The sequence below is a fragment of the Geobacillus sp. LYN3 genome (assembly GCF_003064505.1).
GTDB lineage: Bacteria > Bacillota > Bacilli > Bacillales > Anoxybacillaceae > Parageobacillus_B > Parageobacillus_B toebii.
Genome location: NZ_QCWL01000001.1, coordinates 91705 through 107751, shown reverse-complemented (window position 1 = coordinate 107751; position 16047 = coordinate 91705). Strand labels below are relative to the sequence as shown.

Here is a 16047-nt window from a genome sequence, read left to right as displayed (position 1 = left end):
ACCATCCTATCACGCATCCACCCCGAAGGGAAAACAGGAAACCCCCACTTCGATAAGTGGGGGAGGTTCATATCGCATCTCCTGAGAAACTTTTCTTGATCGCGGTCGTATATAAAAACAAAGGGGGAGTTTTCGTGAATTCCAATAAAGTGCTTGCATCATTATGTTATTTCAGTATTTTCTTTGCTGGATTCATCTTTCCGATTGTCGTTTACTTTGTCGCCGATGATCAAGCAGTGAAACAACACGCGAAAAAAGCGTTTCTTTCCCATTTGATTCCAGCCGCGACCATTTTGTTGTTTATCATCAGTGCTATTTTTGCAGGATTGACAGGGGGGAGGCAGCGATGTGTCATTTTGGGTCGGCAGCGGCCTAGTATGGCTCGGTTTTGCTATAGCGGGGGTCGTAAACTTGGTCGTTGTCGTTTGGAATATTATCAAAGGGATTCAGGTGTTAAAATAACATAATGGGAGGGGATCAACGATGGAAGAGAAAAAACGCATATTAAAAATGGTGAAGGAAGGGAAGCTTACAGTAGAAGAGGCGCTTGCGCTGCTTGAGCAGCTGGATGAACAAAAAAGCGGCAGCGAGCTGTTCGGACCTCTTCATTCGTCCCAGTCTCATTCGAATTCGAAGCAGCACTCTGTAAAAATGGCGTCATTGAAAGAGAAACTGTTTGATTTTTTCGATGCGACCGTAAAAAAAGTGAAAGAGTTTGACTTTCCGTTTGCGAATGCCTTTGAAGTGAGACATGTTTTTCAGCAAAGCAATGCTGCTTTGCAGGAAATCGATGTGCATATCGCTAATGGTAATATCAAGGTATTGCCGTGGGACCAAGCGGACGTTCGCATCGAATGTGAAGCAAAAGTTTATCGTTCCGAATCACTGGATGCGGCGAAGAAGTCATTTATAGAGGAGACGTTGTTTCTTGTGCAAAATGGGCGTTTTCGCTTTTCCATTGCGAAACCGTTTATGAAAACAAATGCGATAATCTATGTTCCGCAAGCACGTTATCAAGACGTCAAATGCCGGATTTTTAACGGGGATATCGATATCGAGCGTCTGCATGCAAAAGAGCTGCATCTCAAAAACGTGAACGGTTCGATCACGCTTCAACACTTGTTCGCGGAAGAAGCGGAATTAGAAACGGCAAATGGGGCCATTGTATTGGAACATAGCGCGATCGAGGAAGTCGAAGCAGAAACGATTCATGGGGAAATTAAACTGAACGGGAATTACCGCTACGTGCGTTTACGGACATTCAGCGGCGGAATTACGTATGCAACGGGAAGAAAAGATGGGGTTATTACCGGAAAAACGGTAACGGGAAACATTGCATTGTTTCTTCCTCGCGATATATGTTTAGAAGGAGAAATGAGAACAAACCTTGGCGGATTGATCTGCGAGCATCTGAACGTATCACCTGTGGAGGAAAAACAAGAAACTGCGCAAAAAACGATTCGTTTTGCGTGTGAAAATTCTTCAAAACCGCCCCTTCATATTTGCGCGGATTCGAAAGCAGGATCGATTTCGCTGCAAATGATGGAGGGCGGTAGTGAGTAACAGAAGAAAATCATGAAAAGACGGTGATGGTAGATGATCAATTGGTTAATCGGTGTATTTGTGAATACGGTTTTATTGGCGGCGATTGATGGATATTTTGATTCCATTCAATTTAGCGGCATCGGCGCCGCTTTTATCGCCAGCATGATTTTATCCATTTTAAACGTTGTCGTGCGTCCCATTTTAATTTTATTAACATTGCCTGTAACGATTTTAACACTTGGATTGTTTCTATTTGTCATTAATGCCATTACCTTGATGATGACAGCAGCATTAATGGGGAATGCGTTTGAAATAAATGGGTTTGGCACCGCACTGCTTGCTTCGATTGTTCTTTCCTTTTTCCATTTACTTATTCAAAAAGCGATTATTGAGCCGTTGCGGCAAAAATAAGTATGAGAGGCGGAACGAAGGGATCCGCCTCTTTTTGATTCAACGCGAGAAAGAAAAGTGCTAAAATGGAAAAAGACAAAGAAAGGGGAGAAATGCCGACATGCCGAAAGTGCGTACAAAAGACATTATCGAAAAGTTTCAGTTGGAATTAGTAAGCGGAGCGGAAGGAATTCATCGTCCGATTACGACAAGCGATTTGTCTCGTCCTGGTATTGAAATGGCAGGTTATTTCACGTATTATCCAGCAGAGCGAATTCAATTATTAGGAAAAACAGAGCTTTCATTTTATGAAACGTTAAGCCTAGAAGAGAAAAAGATGAGAATGGAGCGGCTTTGTACCGATATTACTCCAGGGATTATCATATCGCGCGGATTGGAAGTGCCGCCGGAACTGATCGAAGCTTCCGAACGGCAATCGGTGCCGGTGATGCGTTCGACGATGAAAACGACCCGGCTTTCGAGCCGTTTGACGAACTATTTAGAAAGCAAATTGGCTCCGACAACGGCGGTTCACGGCGTGTTGGTCGACGTTTACGGCGTTGGAGTATTAATTACGGGAAAAAGCGGGGTCGGCAAAAGCGAAACAGCTTTGGAATTAGTCAAGCGCGGCCATCGGCTTGTCGCGGATGACTGTGTGGAAATTCGCCAAGAAGATGAAGGGGTGCTCGTTGGCAGCGCGCCGGAGTTGATTGAGCATTTGCTCGAAATTCGCGGGTTAGGCATTATTAATATGATGACATTATTTGGCGCTGGAGCGGTGCGGACGCATAAACGCATTTCGTTAGTGATCGATTTGGAACTTTGGGATCCGAATAAACAATATGATCGTCTCGGGTTGGAAGAAGAAAAAGTAAAAATTTTGGATACAGAATTAACGAAATTAACGATACCGGTTCGGCCGGGACGAAATTTAGCTGTGATTGTCGAAGTGGCCGCGATGAATTTCCGTTTAAAACGGATGGGGGTCAACGCAGCGGAAGAGTTTTCCGCACGTCTAACCGATGCGATTGAAGATGGCGAGCATGATTACGAATAACAGTTAGGAGGAGAATTGATGGATTCGACGATTCAACCGCTAGACCGTGTCTTTTTGCATCTCGGTCCGATTACCATTTATTGGTATGGTGTCATTATCGGAACGGGGGTATTGATCGGATTATGGCTGGCGACAAGAGAAGGGGCGCGGCGCGGACTCCCGAAAGAAACATTTGTCGATCTCGTCTTGTTCGCAGTGCCGATCGCGATTTTGTGTGCGCGCGTCTATTACGTGATTTTTGAATGGGATTATTATTCAAAACATTTATCGGAAATACCGAAAATTTGGGAAGGCGGTCTTGCAATTCACGGCGGATTGATCGGCGCGGTCGCAACAGGGATCGTTTTTGCGAAAGTGAGAGGGCTTTCATTTTGGAAGCTGGCGGACATTGCGGCGCCAAGCATTATCTTAGGGCAGGCGATCGGACGCTGGGGCAATTTTATGAACCAAGAGGCGCATGGCGGTCCGGTAACGCGGGAGTTTCTCGAAAGCTTGCATTTACCGGATTTTATTATTAATCAAATGTATATTAACGGACAATATTACCATCCGACATTTTTGTACGAATCGCTTTGGAATTTAGCGGGCTTTTTGCTGCTGTTGTGGCTGCGGCGCGTTAATTTGCGGCGCGGCGAGTTATTCCTCAGCTATCTTATTTGGTATTCCATCGGACGTTTCTTCATTGAAGGAATGCGCACCGATAGTTTAATGCTAGCGGGCCATCTTCGCATCGCGCGAGTCGTTTCCGTTGCACTCATTATACTTTCAGTCTGTTTATGGGTATTTCGCAGAGTAAAAGGATTAGCAAAAGAGCGGTATAACGATTAGAAAAGGGGAGAAGAGAATGGTCGGAATATTACAAAGGGGATTCGCGGTTGGCCTGCAAACGACGTGGACGCTCGGAAAAGTGATTTTTCCCATTACGCTCATCATGTCCATTTTACAGCATACCCCCGTGCTGCAATGGATCATTCAGCTGGTCACTCCATTTATGAAATGGATCGGGCTTCCGGGAGATGCGGCCATCCCGCTTGTGCTCGGCAACTTATTAAACTTGTACGCCGCAATCGGCGCCATACTGACACTGCACTTAACAGTAAAAGAAGTGTTGATTTTGGCGGTTATGCTTTCGTTTTCCCATAACTTGCTCATCGAGTCGACCGTCGCGTCGCGCACCGGTATGAGCGTTGCGCTAATGGTTATTGTTCGCGTCGGGCTCGCGCTTGTTTCCGCTCTATTGATTCATTATCTTTGGCAAGGAGGAAGTGAAACGGCGCAATACGGCTTTGTTTCCAATTCTCCAGAGCAGCTGACAAGCTGGGGAGCTATTTTGCTTGCCGGGTTGAAAAAAGCGTGCCTTGGGATTGTGCAGTTAGCGGTGATTGTTATTCCGCTTATGATTGGAATTCAAATATTAAAAGAGTTAAAATGGATTCATATTTTTTCGCGTTGGATGGCGCCGGTGACGAAATTGCTCGGCATGAAAGAAAATACCTCTTTGACATTGGCGGCCGGACTCGTGTTCGGTTTAGCGTATGGTGCGGGAGTGATGATTCAGGCGGTAAAAGAAGACGGCGTATCAAAACGCGATTTAACATTGGCCTTTATTTTTCTTGTGTCCTGCCACGCCGTTATAGAAGATACGCTCGTATTTGTTCCGCTTGGAATTCCGGTATGGCCGCTGCTTGTCATTCGGCTGGTCACCGCTATTTTATTAACCATGTTTATTAGCTTTATTTGGAATCGTGTCGAAGATACAAAAAGGAAGGAAGCTGCAGTATGACCATTCGTACAATATTATTTGATCTCGATGGAACATTGATCGATACCAATGAATTAATTATTCAATCGTTTTTACATACGTTAGAAAAATATTATCCAGGCAAATATAAACGCGAGGATGTCTTGCCGTTTATTGGCCCTCCGCTTTATGAAACGTTCAACGCATTGGATCCGTCGCGCGTACAAGAAATGATTGATACGTATCGCGCATTCAATCATGCGCAGCATGACGCGCTCATCCGTGAATTTGAAACGGTGTATGAAACGATTGAAACGCTGCATCAAAACGGGTTTCGTCTCGGCGTGGTAACGACAAAAATTCATCAAACGGCAGTGATGGGATTAAAGAAAACGAGACTAGAACCATTTTTCGACTGCGTCATCGGGCTCGATGACGTCAAACATGCAAAGCCGGACCCAGAGCCAATTTATAAAGCGCTGGACTTGCTGCAATCCACGCCGGATGAAGCGTTAATGGTCGGCGACAATTATCACGATATTTTAGCGGGAAAACGCGCTGGCACGAAAACGGCGGGAGTGGCATGGGCGATTAAAGGACGGGAGTATTTGGAACAATATGAACCGGATTTTATGCTGGAAAAAATGAGCGATTTGCTGGCGATTGTAGGAGTGAAAAACGAGTGAGGCGGACGACGAAATATTCGGTATCAGGCGCAAATTCCTTATGGCAGATTTATAAAACGGTGTCGTTTTGGAAAGTGCTTAAAAACGTGATCATTATCCAAATCGGGCGCTACACGCCGTTTTTAGCGGTGAAAAACTGGCTGTACCGCACGTTTCTGCGCATGAAAATCGGGGAAAAAACGGCGCTTGCCTTTATGGTCATGCCGGATATTATGTTTCCAGAAAAAATTCAAATCGGCCGCAATTGCATCATTGGCTACAATACGACGATTTTGGCGCATGAATATTTAATTGATGAATACCGCCTTGGCGATGTGATTATTGGGGACGAAGTGATGATCGGCGCCAATTCGACGGTGCTTCCCGGCGTGGTGATTGGCGATCGCGCCATCATCGCCGCCGGCACGGTCGTCCATAAAGATGTGCCTGCCGGTGCGTTTGTCGCCGGCAATCCGATGCGCATCGTTTATACGAAAGAAGAAATGGAAAGGCGCAAGAGCGAACAATAAAACGAGAGCACCCTTATCCTTTCAGCATAAAAAAGAAAAGCGGTGCTCTTTTCTCATAAGCGGAAATATCGGAAAATTCCTTATTTTAAAAACAAAATGTGGAAGAGAAACAATGAGAAAAAAGATCAACATGTTTGTTCGTATTTTTACATCGACAACAGTAATTGTATTTAGTATTATCATGATTTTTATCAACCAGTTTGATTTAGAAATCAATCAAAAAATCGGGAAAGGAATTTTCTATTTGAAGGGGTATTATGAACAAGGAAATGAAATTGTCATGGAACAAGGAATCGGAGTTATTACGATTCCGCTCATCATCGGTTTTATCGTATCCGTAGTGGTTACGACTATTTCAACCATCCGCAAGAAACAAAAATATGGCGCTTAAGGTTCTTGCGTTACAAGACAGTTTTTCATCTTGCTCGCTGCAATTGGAAATTTTCATAGTTGACGAGCGGATAAATGAGGAGTAAACTACTAATAACTTCACTTCTCTACCATATTAGCAAACTAAAGTATATATCATAAAGGACGTGTGAACATGACCAAAAAGTTGTTTATGTTCGAAAAACCGTTAGGCATGCGTGATACATTGCCGTTTTTATATGAAATAAAAAAACGTGTTCGCCAGGCGATGATTCGTGAAATTGAAACATGGGGATATGAATTGATCGAAACGCCGACATTGGAATATTACGAGACAGTCGGGACCGTATCGGCGATTGACGACCATCAGTTGTTTAAACTGCTTGACCAGCAAGGTCATACCCTTGTCCTTCGTCCCGATATGACCGCTCCGATCGCAAGGCTGGCTGCTTCCCGTCTTTACAAGGAAGGCAATCCGCTCCGCCTTGCGTATAACGCCAACGTGTTCCGCGCCCAGCAGCGCGAGGGAGGACGCCCGGCGGAATTTGAACAAATCGGTGTCGAATGCATTGGGGACGGCACGGTCGCAGCGGATGCGGAAGTGATTAGTGTCATGATTGCGGCGCTCAGGCAGGCTGGGCTACAGCATTTCACGGTGACGATCGGTCATATCGGCTACGTCAACGCTTTGTTTTTAGAAATTGTAGGGAATGAAGAACGTGCCAGCGTATTGCGCCGCTTTTTATACGAGAAAAATTACGTTGGCTATAGGGAGCATGTGAAGTCTCTGCCCCTTTCTTCCATTGACCAAAAGCGCCTGCTTCAATTATTGCATTTACACGGCAACGACATGACGATGGAAGAAGCCAAGGAGCTTGTTCATAGCGAGGAAGGAAAGCGAGCGGTCGACGATCTTTGCGAACTTTCGAACGCGCTTCAACTATATGGCGTTGATGATGTAGTGAAAATCGATATGACGCTTGTTAGCCATATGAGTTATTATACGGGCATTTTATTTGAAGTATATGCTGAACACGTTGGCTTCCCAATTGGAAATGGAGGCCGTTATGACGAGCTGTTGGAGAAATTTTCTCGGAAAGCCCCAGCGACCGGGTTTGGCATTCGCGTCGACCGATTAATCGAGGCGCTCGGGGAATCAGAGGAGGAGGCAGCGATCGAGTGCATCGTATTTAGCCAAGAGCGGTTCGCTGAAGCGATTGAGCTTGCGAGAACAAAGCGGCGGGAAGGAAAGCGCGTGGTGCTTCAGCATATTTCTGGAATCCGTGATATTGATGCCTACAGCAAACGGTATAAGCCAATTACTTATTTGCTTGGCAGCACAGAAAAGGAGTGATCAGGCGCGTTGATTCGCAAAAAATTACCGTTTGTTTATACATGGCTTTTCTGCCGTAATCCCAAAACAGGGACGCTGGCGGACAAATCCAATTTGTCCGCAAGGCGTTCGCCGTTGGGGATGGGCATGCGACGCATGACCAGTCGGCAAGCATTGGCTTGCCGACTCCGGCAGAAAAGCTGAGTTCACTCTTTGTTCCCCCTGACTATATAGACCTATATAGACTTATTGCTACACTATTATACCTTCATAATTGGATAATCAACACTCATGAGGAGTGATAAACGATGTTGACGATTGCGATGCCGAAAGGGAGGATTTTCGGCGAAGCGCTTGAATTGCTCCGCAAAGCAGGCTATACGCTTCCGCCGGAATTTGCCGAGTCAAGAAAACTAATGATTGAAGTTCCGGAAGAAAACATGCGCTTTATTCTCGCCAAGCCGATGGACGTCGTCACCTATGTGGAACATGGGGTGGCCGATTTAGGCATTGCCGGTAAAGACGTGATGATGGAAGAAGAGCGCGATGTGTACGAGCTGTTAGATTTAAAGATTAGCAAATGTCATTTAGCGGTGGCAGGATTGCCGGGTGTGCGCATGAATCAAATCGCGCCGCGCGTAGCGACGAAATACCCAAATATCGCCTCTAGCTATTTTCGCGAACAAGGCGAGCAAGTCGAAATTATTCGGTTGAATGGCTCCATTGAGCTCGCTCCGCTGATTGGGCTTGCCGACCGCATTGTTGATATTGTCTCGACCGGACGGACGCTGAAAGAAAACGGGCTGGTGGAATTGGAGAAAATCGCTGATGTCACCTCACGATTAATCGTCAATCCGGTCAGCTACCGCATGAAAGACGAAGCGGTCGATGAACTAGTTCATCGTTTATCCGAAGTCATTCCGCAATGAAGGAGAGAGCAAACGTGAAAATCGAACGAGTGACAAACCGTGTATCATTGCGCCGTACGATTGAATCAGGGACGGAAGAACAGCGCAGTAAGGTTCTGGAGATTATTGCCGATGTGCGCGCTCGCGGTGATGAAGCGCTAAAAAGTTATACGGAAAAATTCGATGGCGTCCGCCTTGATTCGCTGTGCGTGACAAACGAAGAAATAGAAAGAGCGTATCAGAACGTAAGCGCAGAAGTGCTTCGGATCATCCAAGAGGCGGCGGAAAACATTCGCGATTATCATGAGCGTCAAAAGAGAGAGTCATGGATCATGACAAAAGAAGACGGCACGATGCTTGGTCAGAAAATAACGCCGCTTGATGCGGTTGGATTGTACGTTCCAGGAGGGACAGCCGCCTACCCGTCATCGGTGCTTATGAATGTCATTCCTGCCCAAGTAGCAGGGGTCAAACGAATTGTGATCACCTCTCCGCCAAATAAAGACGGAACGCTTCCGGCCGGCGTGTTAGTGGCGGCGAACGAATTAGGAGTGAAAGAAATCTATAAAATCGGCGGTGCGCAGGCGATTGCCGCGCTTGCATACGGAACGGAGACGATTCGTCCGGTCGATAAAATTTTCGGGCCAGGCAACATTTACGTGGCGCTCGCGAAACGCGAAGTGTTCGGGCAAGTCGCGATTGATATGATTGCCGGACCGAGCGAAATCGTCGTGTTGGCGGATGAAACGGCAAAGGCGAACGAAATTGCCGCTGATTTGTTGTCGCAAGCCGAGCACGATGAACGCGCTTCCGCGATTCTCGTTACTCCATCGATGAAATTGGCGCTTGCAGTCGCACGCGAGGTCGAAAAACAGCTGGAGACGCTGCCGCGCAAAGCGATTGCCTCTGCGTCGCTCGAGAACTACGGAGCCATTTACGTCACAGAAACGCTTGCGGAAGCGGTCGAAGTTGTGAATGAATTAGCACCGGAGCATTTGGAAGTAATGACAGCCGAACCGATGCAACTCCTTGGTCAAATCCGCCATGCGGGAGCGATTTTTTTAGGGCGCTTCAGCTCGGAGCCGGTTGGCGATTACTTCGCCGGTCCGAACCACGTGCTGCCGACGAACGGTACAGCCCGGTTTTCGAGCGGATTAAGCGTGGATGAATTTGTGAAAAAATCGAGCATCATTTTTTACAGCGAGCCGACGCTAAAGCAAAACGCGGAAAAAATCGCGGCGTTTGCCAGACTTGAAGGGCTTGAAGCACATGCGCGCGCCGTTGAAGAACGTTTTAAAAAATAAGGGGGACATAGGTTATGGTAAGGCATGCATCGATTTCGAGAACGACAAAGGAAACGGATATTCAGCTGCAGTTTGTCATTGACGGGGAAGGAAAAGCGGAGCTGGATACCGGCGTGCCGTTTTTAACGCATATGCTCGATTTGTTTACAAAGCACGGCCACTTTAATTTAACGGTCACCGCCAAAGGTGATACGGAGGTGGATGATCACCATACGACCGAAGATATCGGGATTTGTCTCGGTCAGGCGCTGCGGGAGGCGCTCGGCGATAAAAAAGGAATAAAACGTTACGGAAACGCGTTTGTGCCGATGGATGAAGCGCTCGCTCAAGTCATCGTCGATTTAAGCAACCGTCCGCATTTCGAGTTTCGCGGAGAGTTTCCAAGCGAAAAAGTCGGAACGTTTGATGTCGAGCTTGTCCATGAATTTTTATGGAAATTGGCGCTAGAAGCGCGCATGAATTTGCACGTCATCGTCCATTACGGGCGCAACACGCATCATATGATTGAAGCGGTGTTTAAAGCGTTAGGGCGCGCGCTCGATGAAGCAACGATGATCGACCCGCGCGTCAAAGGCGTTCCATCAACGAAAGGGATGTTGTAACGATGATTGGCATTATTGATTATGGAATGGGCAACTTATACAGCGTCAGCAAAGCGTTAGAGCGATTGCGCTATGAGTACATTATTTCCGATGATCCAAAGGAATTGAAAAACGCGAAGGGGCTCATTTTGCCTGGGGTCGGTTCGTTTAAAGACGCGATGCATATTTTGCGGGAAACAGGGCTTGCCAAGTTTGTTTGCGAGGCGGTAAATGAGGGCACTCCACTTCTTGGCATTTGTCTTGGCATGCAGCTATTGTTTGAAGAAAGCGAGGAAAACGGGTTAACAGAAGGATTAGGGCTGCTTAGCGGCCGCGTCGTTCGCATTCCCGGCATGACGGCAGACGGAAATCGGTATAAAGTGCCGCATATGGGCTGGAACCGTCTCGTTTTCCGTCATCCCTCTCCACTTTTGCAAAACGTGGAAGAAGGGCACGTTTATTTCGTCCATTCGTACTATGTGGTGACCGATGATGACGATGTTGTGCTTGCAAGCAGTTTTTACAATGTGGAGGTGCCCGCTGTCGTTGGAAAAGGAAACGTGTATGGGACGCAGTTTCATCCGGAAAAAAGCGGCGAGATCGGTATGAAAATTTTACAAAACTATGCGGCGATCGCCGAAGGAAAGGGGAGTATGTGATGGCGGCATTTACGATTTATCCGGCGATTGATATGCGCGGCGGCAAATGCGTCCGTCTTTTGCAAGGGGATTATCATAAAGAAACGGTATATGGCGATTCACCGGTTGAAATGGCCGCTTTCTTCGCTGAACAAGGAGCCAAATGGATTCATATGGTCGACCTTGACGGAGCGAAAGAAGGAAAACGCATAAACGACCAGTTCGTCGTCGAAGTGGCGAAACAGCTGCCGGTGAAAGTGCAAATTGGCGGCGGCATTCGCACGGAAGACGATATTGTGTATTATTTAGAAAACGGTGTGGCACGCGTCATTTTAGGAAGCGCTGCTATCGCCGATCCGCCGTTTGTAAAAGAAATGCTGAAAAAATACGGAGAGCGCATCGCCATTGGTATTGATGCGAAAAATGGATTTGTCGCGACGGAAGGATGGTTGAACACATCGAATGTCAAAGCAACCGACCTTGGAAAAGAGCTGGCAGAAGCAGGTGCACAAACGTTTATTTTTACGGATATCGCGACAGACGGAATGTTGTCAGGTCCAAATATTCAAGCGGTCGTGGAAATGGCGCGCGCAACTGAAAAACATGTCATCGCATCAGGTGGCGTCAGCTCGCTCGAGGATTTGGTATCGCTTCAAACATATGCCGATGACGGCGTTGTCGGCGCGATTGTCGGCAAAGCGCTCTATACGAAGAAATTCACGGTCGCGGAAGCGCTGAAGGTGGTGCAAGGGAAATGATTACGAAGCGCATTATTCCTTGTTTGGATGTGAAAGATGGACGCGTCGTGAAAGGAGTGCAGTTTGTTCAACTTCGTGACGCCGGCGATCCGGTCGAACTGGCGAAGTTTTACGATGAACAAGGAGCGGACGAGCTTGTCTTTTTAGATATTTCCGCCTCTCACGAAGGGCGGAAAACGATGGTGGAAGTCGTCGAGAAAGTCGCCGCACAGCTGGCGATTCCGTTTACGGTCGGCGGCGGGATTAATTCGTTGGATGATATGAAAACGATCTTGCGCGCCGGTGCGGATAAAGTGTCGCTCAATACAGCCGCTGTTCGCAACCCGAACCTCATTACGGAAGGGGCAGATTTTTTCGGATCGCAATGCATTGTTGTTGCGATTGACGCAAAATATGACGAAACGATTGGCTCGTGGCGTGTGTATACGCACGGCGGGAGAAACGCGACGGACTTGGAAGTGGTCGAATGGGCAAAAGAAGCGGTCCGCCGCGGTGCGGGGGAAATTTTATTGACAAGCATGGATTGCGATGGTGAAAAAAATGGTTTTGATATTGCGTTAACGAGAACGGTAAGCGAAGCGGTTTCCGTTCCGGTCATTGCTTCGGGCGGAGCCGGCAACGCGAAACATTTCCTTGAAGTGTTTGAAAAAGGGAAAGCAGATGCGGCGCTTGCGGCTTCGATTTTTCATTATAAAGAAACATCGGTGAAAGAAGTAAAAGCGTATTTAAAAGAAAGAGGGGTAAACATCCGATGAACCTCGCCAACATTCGATTCGACGAAAAAGGTCTCGTTCCGGCAATTGTCCAAGACGCGCAAAGCAAAGAAGTGTTGATGCTTGCCTATATGAATGAAGAATCGCTAAAAAAATCGCTCGAAACAGGCGAAACATGGTTTTACAGCCGCTCGCGCGGGGAACTTTGGCATAAAGGCGCAACTTCCGGCAATACGCAGCGCATTGTCGAGATGCGTTATGATTGTGACAGTGACGCGCTTTTGGTGCTTGTCGAGCCAGCCGGACCAGCTTGCCATACGGGAAGCTATTCGTGTTTTTCGAACCGTATTAATGGAGAAAAATACGAAGCTTCGCCAAACCGATTTGCGATTATTAACACGTTAGAGGAGATCATCGCGAAACGGGATGCGGAACGTCCTGAAGGAGCGTATACGACGTATTTATTGGAAAAAGGAGTGGATAAAATTTTAAAGAAAGTCGGTGAGGAAGCGGCCGAAGTTATTATTGCCGCGAAAAATCGCAGCCATGACGAATTGAAATGGGAAGTCGCCGATTTATTGTATCATTTACTTGTGCTGCTAAGGGAACAAAAACTTCCGCTTGATGCGGTGTTGGAAGTGCTAACTAAGCGGCATAGCGCTAAGCAGTGACGTCGAGCTGGCTTCTTGCTGGGTCAGCTTTTATTTTTTATGTTTGCTTTTCCGAAGAATGTGGTATACTTTTTTCGGTAAATTCAACAATAGATGGAGGATTCCATGGAAAAGCAACTAAAGTCAAAGCAGCAAAAAGCGAAAATTATTCCATTTATCCAAAACGGTGAATACTATTTCAAAAAAGGAATGCAAGCGTATCAACAACGAGATTTATATAAAGCAAAAAAATATTTTGAACGAGCCGTTCAATATGATAAAAACGATGCTACATTTGTATTGCAGCTTGCCTCCGTGCTTGCGGAGTTAGGAGAATATCAGGCTTCGAATCAATGGTTATTCAAGATTGTCCATGAATTAGATGAAACGATGTATGAATGTTTTTATTTTTTAGCAAACAACTTTGCTCATCTCGGATTATTCCGCGAGGCGATGAAGTATGCGGAAATGTATTTAGCTTGTGATCCAAATGGCTATTTTGTCGAAGATACAGAGGACTTAATAGAATTGTTAAAAATCGATCAAGAAGATGAAAACAGCGATGTGCAGGATGATTTAATTGTATTGCAGGAACGGGCGCGGTTTTTATTGGAAAAAGAGAAGTTTCCGGAAGCAATTCGCCTGCTGGAAACGATAATTGCGAACTATCCTGAATTTTGGTCAGCGTACAATAATTTGGCGCTCGCCTACTTTTACAACGGAAATGTGCAAAAGGCGCAAGAAATTGTCGAACAAGTGCTAGAGCGAAACCCAGGTAATTTACACGCGCTTTGCAATCTCCTTGTCTTTCATTATTATTTGCGCAATGAACAGCAAGTAAAACGTCTTTCTGACAAATTGGCATGCGTGTATCCGTTTTTTATCGAGCATCGCTATAAGCTTGGAGCGACATTCGCGCTTGTCGGCCGTTTCGACCTCGCTTTTAAATGGCTATATCATTTATATAAAATGGGCTATGATGGAGATGATGCCTTTTATTATTGGCTTACCTATGTAGCCTATTATACCGGCCGCGAAGAATTAGCGAAAAATGTTTGGGAGAAGGTAATAAAAGTAAATCCTGACAAACGCGGAGAGGAGCCGTGGACATTTTCCTCTCTATCTGTCGACCATGAACTTCGGAGCATTATTCGTTGGTTTAACCAAACGAATATAGCAGAAATGTTATATGGACTTTATTTGCTTAGTCAATCGCCGTACAAAAATGATCCCGCGCTTTCCATTGCGATTCGTCGTTATTTGACTGATCATCCACTCCTTAGTCAATTTGCCGATTATTTTCTATTTCATATGACAGAAACGTCTCCTTCATATGTCATCAATAGCCATATCATTATCAATGAGTTATCGATGAAAAATGATCAGATCGATGAAAACATGTATATTTCATGGTTTTCCGTCGTCGTCAACGCATTGCCGACAAAAGAGCGATTTTCTAACCATTCTGCTTGGGCGGCGGCGATGGAGTATGTATGGCGGCAGCAGCAAGGGCAACGTGTAACACAAAAATGGATTGCGGATAAGTATCATATTTCATTATCAACGGTGAAAAAATATGTAAAGAAAGTGAAAGAGTTGTTATCGTGAGCAAATTAATAGACGCTCATTCGAAACTTCTATACGATAATGGTAAAAGACTAATCAATGAAGGAGTGGAAGCAGCGTGTCAGAGGAAAAAATTTACGACGTCATTATCGCGGGAGCCGGACCAGCAGGGATGACTGCCGCTGTCTATACATCTCGCGCCAATTTATCTACATTAATGATTGAGCGTGGTGTACCAGGAGGACAAATGGTAAATACAGAAGACGTGGAAAATTATCCTGGATATGAGAATATTTTAGGTCCAGAATTGGCGACAAAAATGTTTGAACATGCAAAGAAATTTGGTGCGGAATATGCATACGGCGAAGTAAAAGAAATTATTGACGGTGAAGCATATAAAACAGTGGTTGTCGGCGATAAACAATACAAAGCACGCGCTGTCATTATTGCAACTGGTGCGGAGTATAAAAAACTCGGTGTACCTGGTGAAGCGGAATTTAGCGGCCGCGGTGTTTCTTATTGCGCTGTCTGTGACGGGGCGTTCTTTAAAGGAAAAAATCTCGTTGTCGTTGGTGGCGGGGACTCCGCGGTAGAAGAAGGGATCTATTTAACTCGCTTTGCTAATAAGGTAACGATCGTTCATCGCCGTGACCAATTACGTGCGCAAAAAATTTTACAAGACCGCGCATTTGCCAATGAAAAAATTGATTTTATTTGGAATCATACCGTAAAACAAATTAATGGAAAAGATGGGAAAGTAAACAGCGTGACACTTGTTCATACGCAAACGGGAGAGGAACGGGAATTTCCGTGCGATGGCGTGTTTATTTATATCGGCATGCTTCCGCTTTCGAAGCCATTTGAGAGCCTTGGCATTACGAACGAAAACGGATATATCGAAACGAATGAGCTTATGGAAACAAAAGTGCCGGGTATTTTTGCGGCAGGAGACGTCCGCGAAAAATCATTACGGCAAATCGTTACAGCAACGGGGGACGGAAGCATTGCAGCGCAAAGCGCACAACATTATGTGGAAGAGTTAAAGGAAAAATTAAACATAAAGTAACGAAATCGTAATAGACGTTTAATTCTGCTGTAACACGCATGAAACATTTTTTTTGTATGCTAAAAGTAAGTAATTGACCCCCTTTTATATAGATCTTTTTGTTCAGCACGGGTACCCTTTCCCCGTGCTTCTTTTTTTATGTGTGAACAAGTATGTGACAGGCAGCTATGAAGAGTATATTTCAAAGTTTTTCGTCAAAATAGGGATTTTCAAATTATCCACAGTTGGTAAAA

At 45.8% G+C, this 16047-nt stretch carries 19 protein-coding genes and 1 pseudogene; 19 read left to right on the top strand and 1 reads right to left on the bottom strand.

Going from position 1 to position 16047, the window contains the following annotated elements:
- The first annotated feature begins 134 nt into the window (after positions 1–134).
- The 10 genes and pseudogenes from DCC82_RS00605 to DCC82_RS00560 all read left to right on the top strand — a co-directional run bounded on the left by DCC82_RS00605 (position 135) and on the right by DCC82_RS00560 (position 7651).
- Positions 135–462: pseudogene (locus DCC82_RS00605) on the top strand (magnetosome magnetite crystal formation protein family).
- Positions 463–483: 21 nt separating this feature from the next.
- On the top strand, positions 484–1563 hold the full coding sequence (locus tag DCC82_RS00600) for a DUF4097 family beta strand repeat-containing protein (RefSeq protein WP_108430200.1): 1080 nt from the start codon (positions 484–486) through the stop codon (positions 1561–1563).
- Positions 1564–1596: 33 nt separating this feature from the next.
- Positions 1597–1956 carry a phage holin family protein gene (locus DCC82_RS00595; RefSeq protein WP_062679080.1) on the top strand — a complete coding sequence of 120 codons (360 nt, stop codon included), beginning with the start codon at positions 1597–1599 and terminating at the stop codon, positions 1954–1956.
- Between the two features lie 100 nt (positions 1957–2056).
- Entirely contained in the window at positions 2057–2992 is a 936-nt protein-coding gene (gene hprK, locus DCC82_RS00590; protein WP_015865048.1) for an HPr(Ser) kinase/phosphatase, read from the top strand.
- An 18-nt stretch (positions 2993–3010) separates the two neighbouring features.
- Complete coding sequence (gene lgt, locus DCC82_RS00585) at positions 3011–3820, top strand: prolipoprotein diacylglyceryl transferase (protein ID WP_015865047.1); 810 nt, start codon at positions 3011–3013, stop codon at positions 3818–3820.
- A gap of 16 nt (positions 3821–3836) precedes the next feature.
- A complete protein-coding gene (locus DCC82_RS00580; RefSeq protein ID WP_097353837.1) occupies positions 3837–4775 on the top strand; it encodes a nucleoside recognition domain-containing protein in 939 nt (312 codons plus the stop codon).
- Positions 4772–5419 carry a pyrophosphatase PpaX gene (gene ppaX, locus DCC82_RS00575; RefSeq protein WP_081189293.1) on the top strand — a complete coding sequence of 216 codons (648 nt, stop codon included), beginning with the start codon at positions 4772–4774 and terminating at the stop codon, positions 5417–5419. The genes DCC82_RS00580 and ppaX overlap by 4 nt, the downstream gene beginning before the upstream one ends.
- Complete coding sequence (locus DCC82_RS00570; RefSeq protein WP_097353836.1) at positions 5416–5928, top strand: acyltransferase; 513 nt, start codon at positions 5416–5418, stop codon at positions 5926–5928. Before ppaX ends, DCC82_RS00570 begins: the two co-directional genes overlap by 4 nt.
- A gap of 112 nt (positions 5929–6040) precedes the next feature.
- Entirely contained in the window at positions 6041–6319 is a 279-nt protein-coding gene (locus DCC82_RS00565) for a hypothetical protein (protein WP_015865043.1), read from the top strand.
- A 153-nt stretch (positions 6320–6472) separates the two neighbouring features.
- Positions 6473–7651: an ATP phosphoribosyltransferase regulatory subunit gene (locus DCC82_RS00560; RefSeq protein ID WP_015865042.1), complete on the top strand. Its 1179-nt coding sequence runs from the start codon at positions 6473–6475 to the stop codon at positions 7649–7651.
- A 24-nt stretch (positions 7652–7675) separates the two neighbouring features.
- Here DCC82_RS00560 and DCC82_RS17400 read toward each other — a convergent pair whose 3' ends face one another.
- Positions 7676–7840, bottom strand: a complete 165-nt coding sequence (locus tag DCC82_RS17400) for a hypothetical protein (RefSeq protein WP_158268575.1) — start codon at positions 7838–7840, stop codon at positions 7676–7678.
- Between the two features lie 98 nt (positions 7841–7938).
- Between DCC82_RS17400 and hisG the strand changes: the two genes are divergently transcribed.
- From hisG to trxB, 9 genes are all read left to right on the top strand, one after another.
- On the top strand, positions 7939–8559 hold the full coding sequence (hisG, locus tag DCC82_RS00555; protein WP_015865041.1) for an ATP phosphoribosyltransferase: 621 nt from the start codon (positions 7939–7941) through the stop codon (positions 8557–8559).
- 14 nt (positions 8560–8573) lie between these two features.
- Entirely contained in the window at positions 8574–9842 is a 1269-nt protein-coding gene (hisD, locus tag DCC82_RS00550; RefSeq protein WP_097353835.1) for a histidinol dehydrogenase, read from the top strand.
- A 14-nt stretch (positions 9843–9856) separates the two neighbouring features.
- Positions 9857–10444: an imidazoleglycerol-phosphate dehydratase HisB gene (hisB, locus tag DCC82_RS00545; protein WP_097353834.1), complete on the top strand. Its 588-nt coding sequence runs from the start codon at positions 9857–9859 to the stop codon at positions 10442–10444.
- A 2-nt stretch (positions 10445–10446) separates the two neighbouring features.
- The gene (gene hisH / locus DCC82_RS00540) at positions 10447–11082 is read left to right on the top strand and encodes an imidazole glycerol phosphate synthase subunit HisH (protein ID WP_097353833.1); all 636 of its coding nucleotides are present in this window, start codon (positions 10447–10449) and stop codon (positions 11080–11082) included.
- Positions 11082–11819: a 1-(5-phosphoribosyl)-5-[(5-phosphoribosylamino)methylideneamino]imidazole-4-carboxamide isomerase gene (gene hisA, locus DCC82_RS00535; protein WP_097353832.1), complete on the top strand. Its 738-nt coding sequence runs from the start codon at positions 11082–11084 to the stop codon at positions 11817–11819. The genes hisH and hisA overlap by 1 nt, the downstream gene beginning before the upstream one ends.
- Positions 11816–12574 carry an imidazole glycerol phosphate synthase subunit HisF gene (hisF, locus tag DCC82_RS00530; protein ID WP_062755693.1) on the top strand — a complete coding sequence of 253 codons (759 nt, stop codon included), beginning with the start codon at positions 11816–11818 and terminating at the stop codon, positions 12572–12574. The genes hisA and hisF overlap by 4 nt, the downstream gene beginning before the upstream one ends.
- Positions 12571–13203 carry a bifunctional phosphoribosyl-AMP cyclohydrolase/phosphoribosyl-ATP diphosphatase HisIE gene (gene hisIE, locus DCC82_RS00525; RefSeq protein WP_062755695.1) on the top strand — a complete coding sequence of 211 codons (633 nt, stop codon included), beginning with the start codon at positions 12571–12573 and terminating at the stop codon, positions 13201–13203. Before hisF ends, hisIE begins: the two co-directional genes overlap by 4 nt.
- Positions 13204–13308: 105 nt before the next feature.
- Positions 13309–14790 (top strand): tetratricopeptide repeat protein, encoded by a 1482-nt coding sequence (locus DCC82_RS00520; RefSeq protein ID WP_062677266.1) that lies wholly within the window; start codon positions 13309–13311, stop codon positions 14788–14790.
- A 76-nt stretch (positions 14791–14866) separates the two neighbouring features.
- The gene (gene trxB / locus DCC82_RS00515; RefSeq protein WP_015865033.1) at positions 14867–15814 is read left to right on the top strand and encodes a thioredoxin-disulfide reductase; all 948 of its coding nucleotides are present in this window, start codon (positions 14867–14869) and stop codon (positions 15812–15814) included.
- The last annotated feature ends 233 nt before the right edge of the window (positions 15815–16047 follow it).

What these genes read in the sequence shown, in the direction of transcription:
- DCC82_RS00600 (WP_108430200.1), top strand. Translation starts at nt 484, where the DNA reads ATGGAAGAGAAAAAACGCATATTAAAAATGGTGAAGGAAGGGAAGCTT.
- DCC82_RS00595 (WP_062679080.1), top strand. Translation starts at nt 1,597, where the DNA reads ATGATCAATTGGTTAATCGGTGTATTTGTGAATACGGTTTTATTGGCG.
- hprK (WP_015865048.1), top strand. Translation starts at nt 2,057, where the DNA reads ATGCCGAAAGTGCGTACAAAAGACATTATCGAAAAGTTTCAGTTGGAA.
- lgt (WP_015865047.1), top strand. Translation starts at nt 3,011, where the DNA reads ATGGATTCGACGATTCAACCGCTAGACCGTGTCTTTTTGCATCTCGGT.
- DCC82_RS00580 (WP_097353837.1), top strand. Translation starts at nt 3,837, where the DNA reads ATGGTCGGAATATTACAAAGGGGATTCGCGGTTGGCCTGCAAACGACG.
- ppaX (WP_081189293.1), top strand. Translation starts at nt 4,772, where the DNA reads ATGACCATTCGTACAATATTATTTGATCTCGATGGAACATTGATCGAT.
- DCC82_RS00565 (WP_015865043.1), top strand. Translation starts at nt 6,041, where the DNA reads ATGAGAAAAAAGATCAACATGTTTGTTCGTATTTTTACATCGACAACA.
- DCC82_RS00560 (WP_015865042.1), top strand. Translation starts at nt 6,473, where the DNA reads ATGACCAAAAAGTTGTTTATGTTCGAAAAACCGTTAGGCATGCGTGAT.
- hisG (WP_015865041.1), top strand. Translation starts at nt 7,939, where the DNA reads ATGTTGACGATTGCGATGCCGAAAGGGAGGATTTTCGGCGAAGCGCTT.
- hisB (WP_097353834.1), top strand. Translation starts at nt 9,857, where the DNA reads ATGGTAAGGCATGCATCGATTTCGAGAACGACAAAGGAAACGGATATT.
- hisH (WP_097353833.1), top strand. Translation starts at nt 10,447, where the DNA reads ATGATTGGCATTATTGATTATGGAATGGGCAACTTATACAGCGTCAGC.
- hisA (WP_097353832.1), top strand. Translation starts at nt 11,082, where the DNA reads ATGGCGGCATTTACGATTTATCCGGCGATTGATATGCGCGGCGGCAAA.
- hisF (WP_062755693.1), top strand. Translation starts at nt 11,816, where the DNA reads ATGATTACGAAGCGCATTATTCCTTGTTTGGATGTGAAAGATGGACGC.
- hisIE (WP_062755695.1), top strand. Translation starts at nt 12,571, where the DNA reads ATGAACCTCGCCAACATTCGATTCGACGAAAAAGGTCTCGTTCCGGCA.
- DCC82_RS00520 (WP_062677266.1), top strand. Translation starts at nt 13,309, where the DNA reads ATGGAAAAGCAACTAAAGTCAAAGCAGCAAAAAGCGAAAATTATTCCA.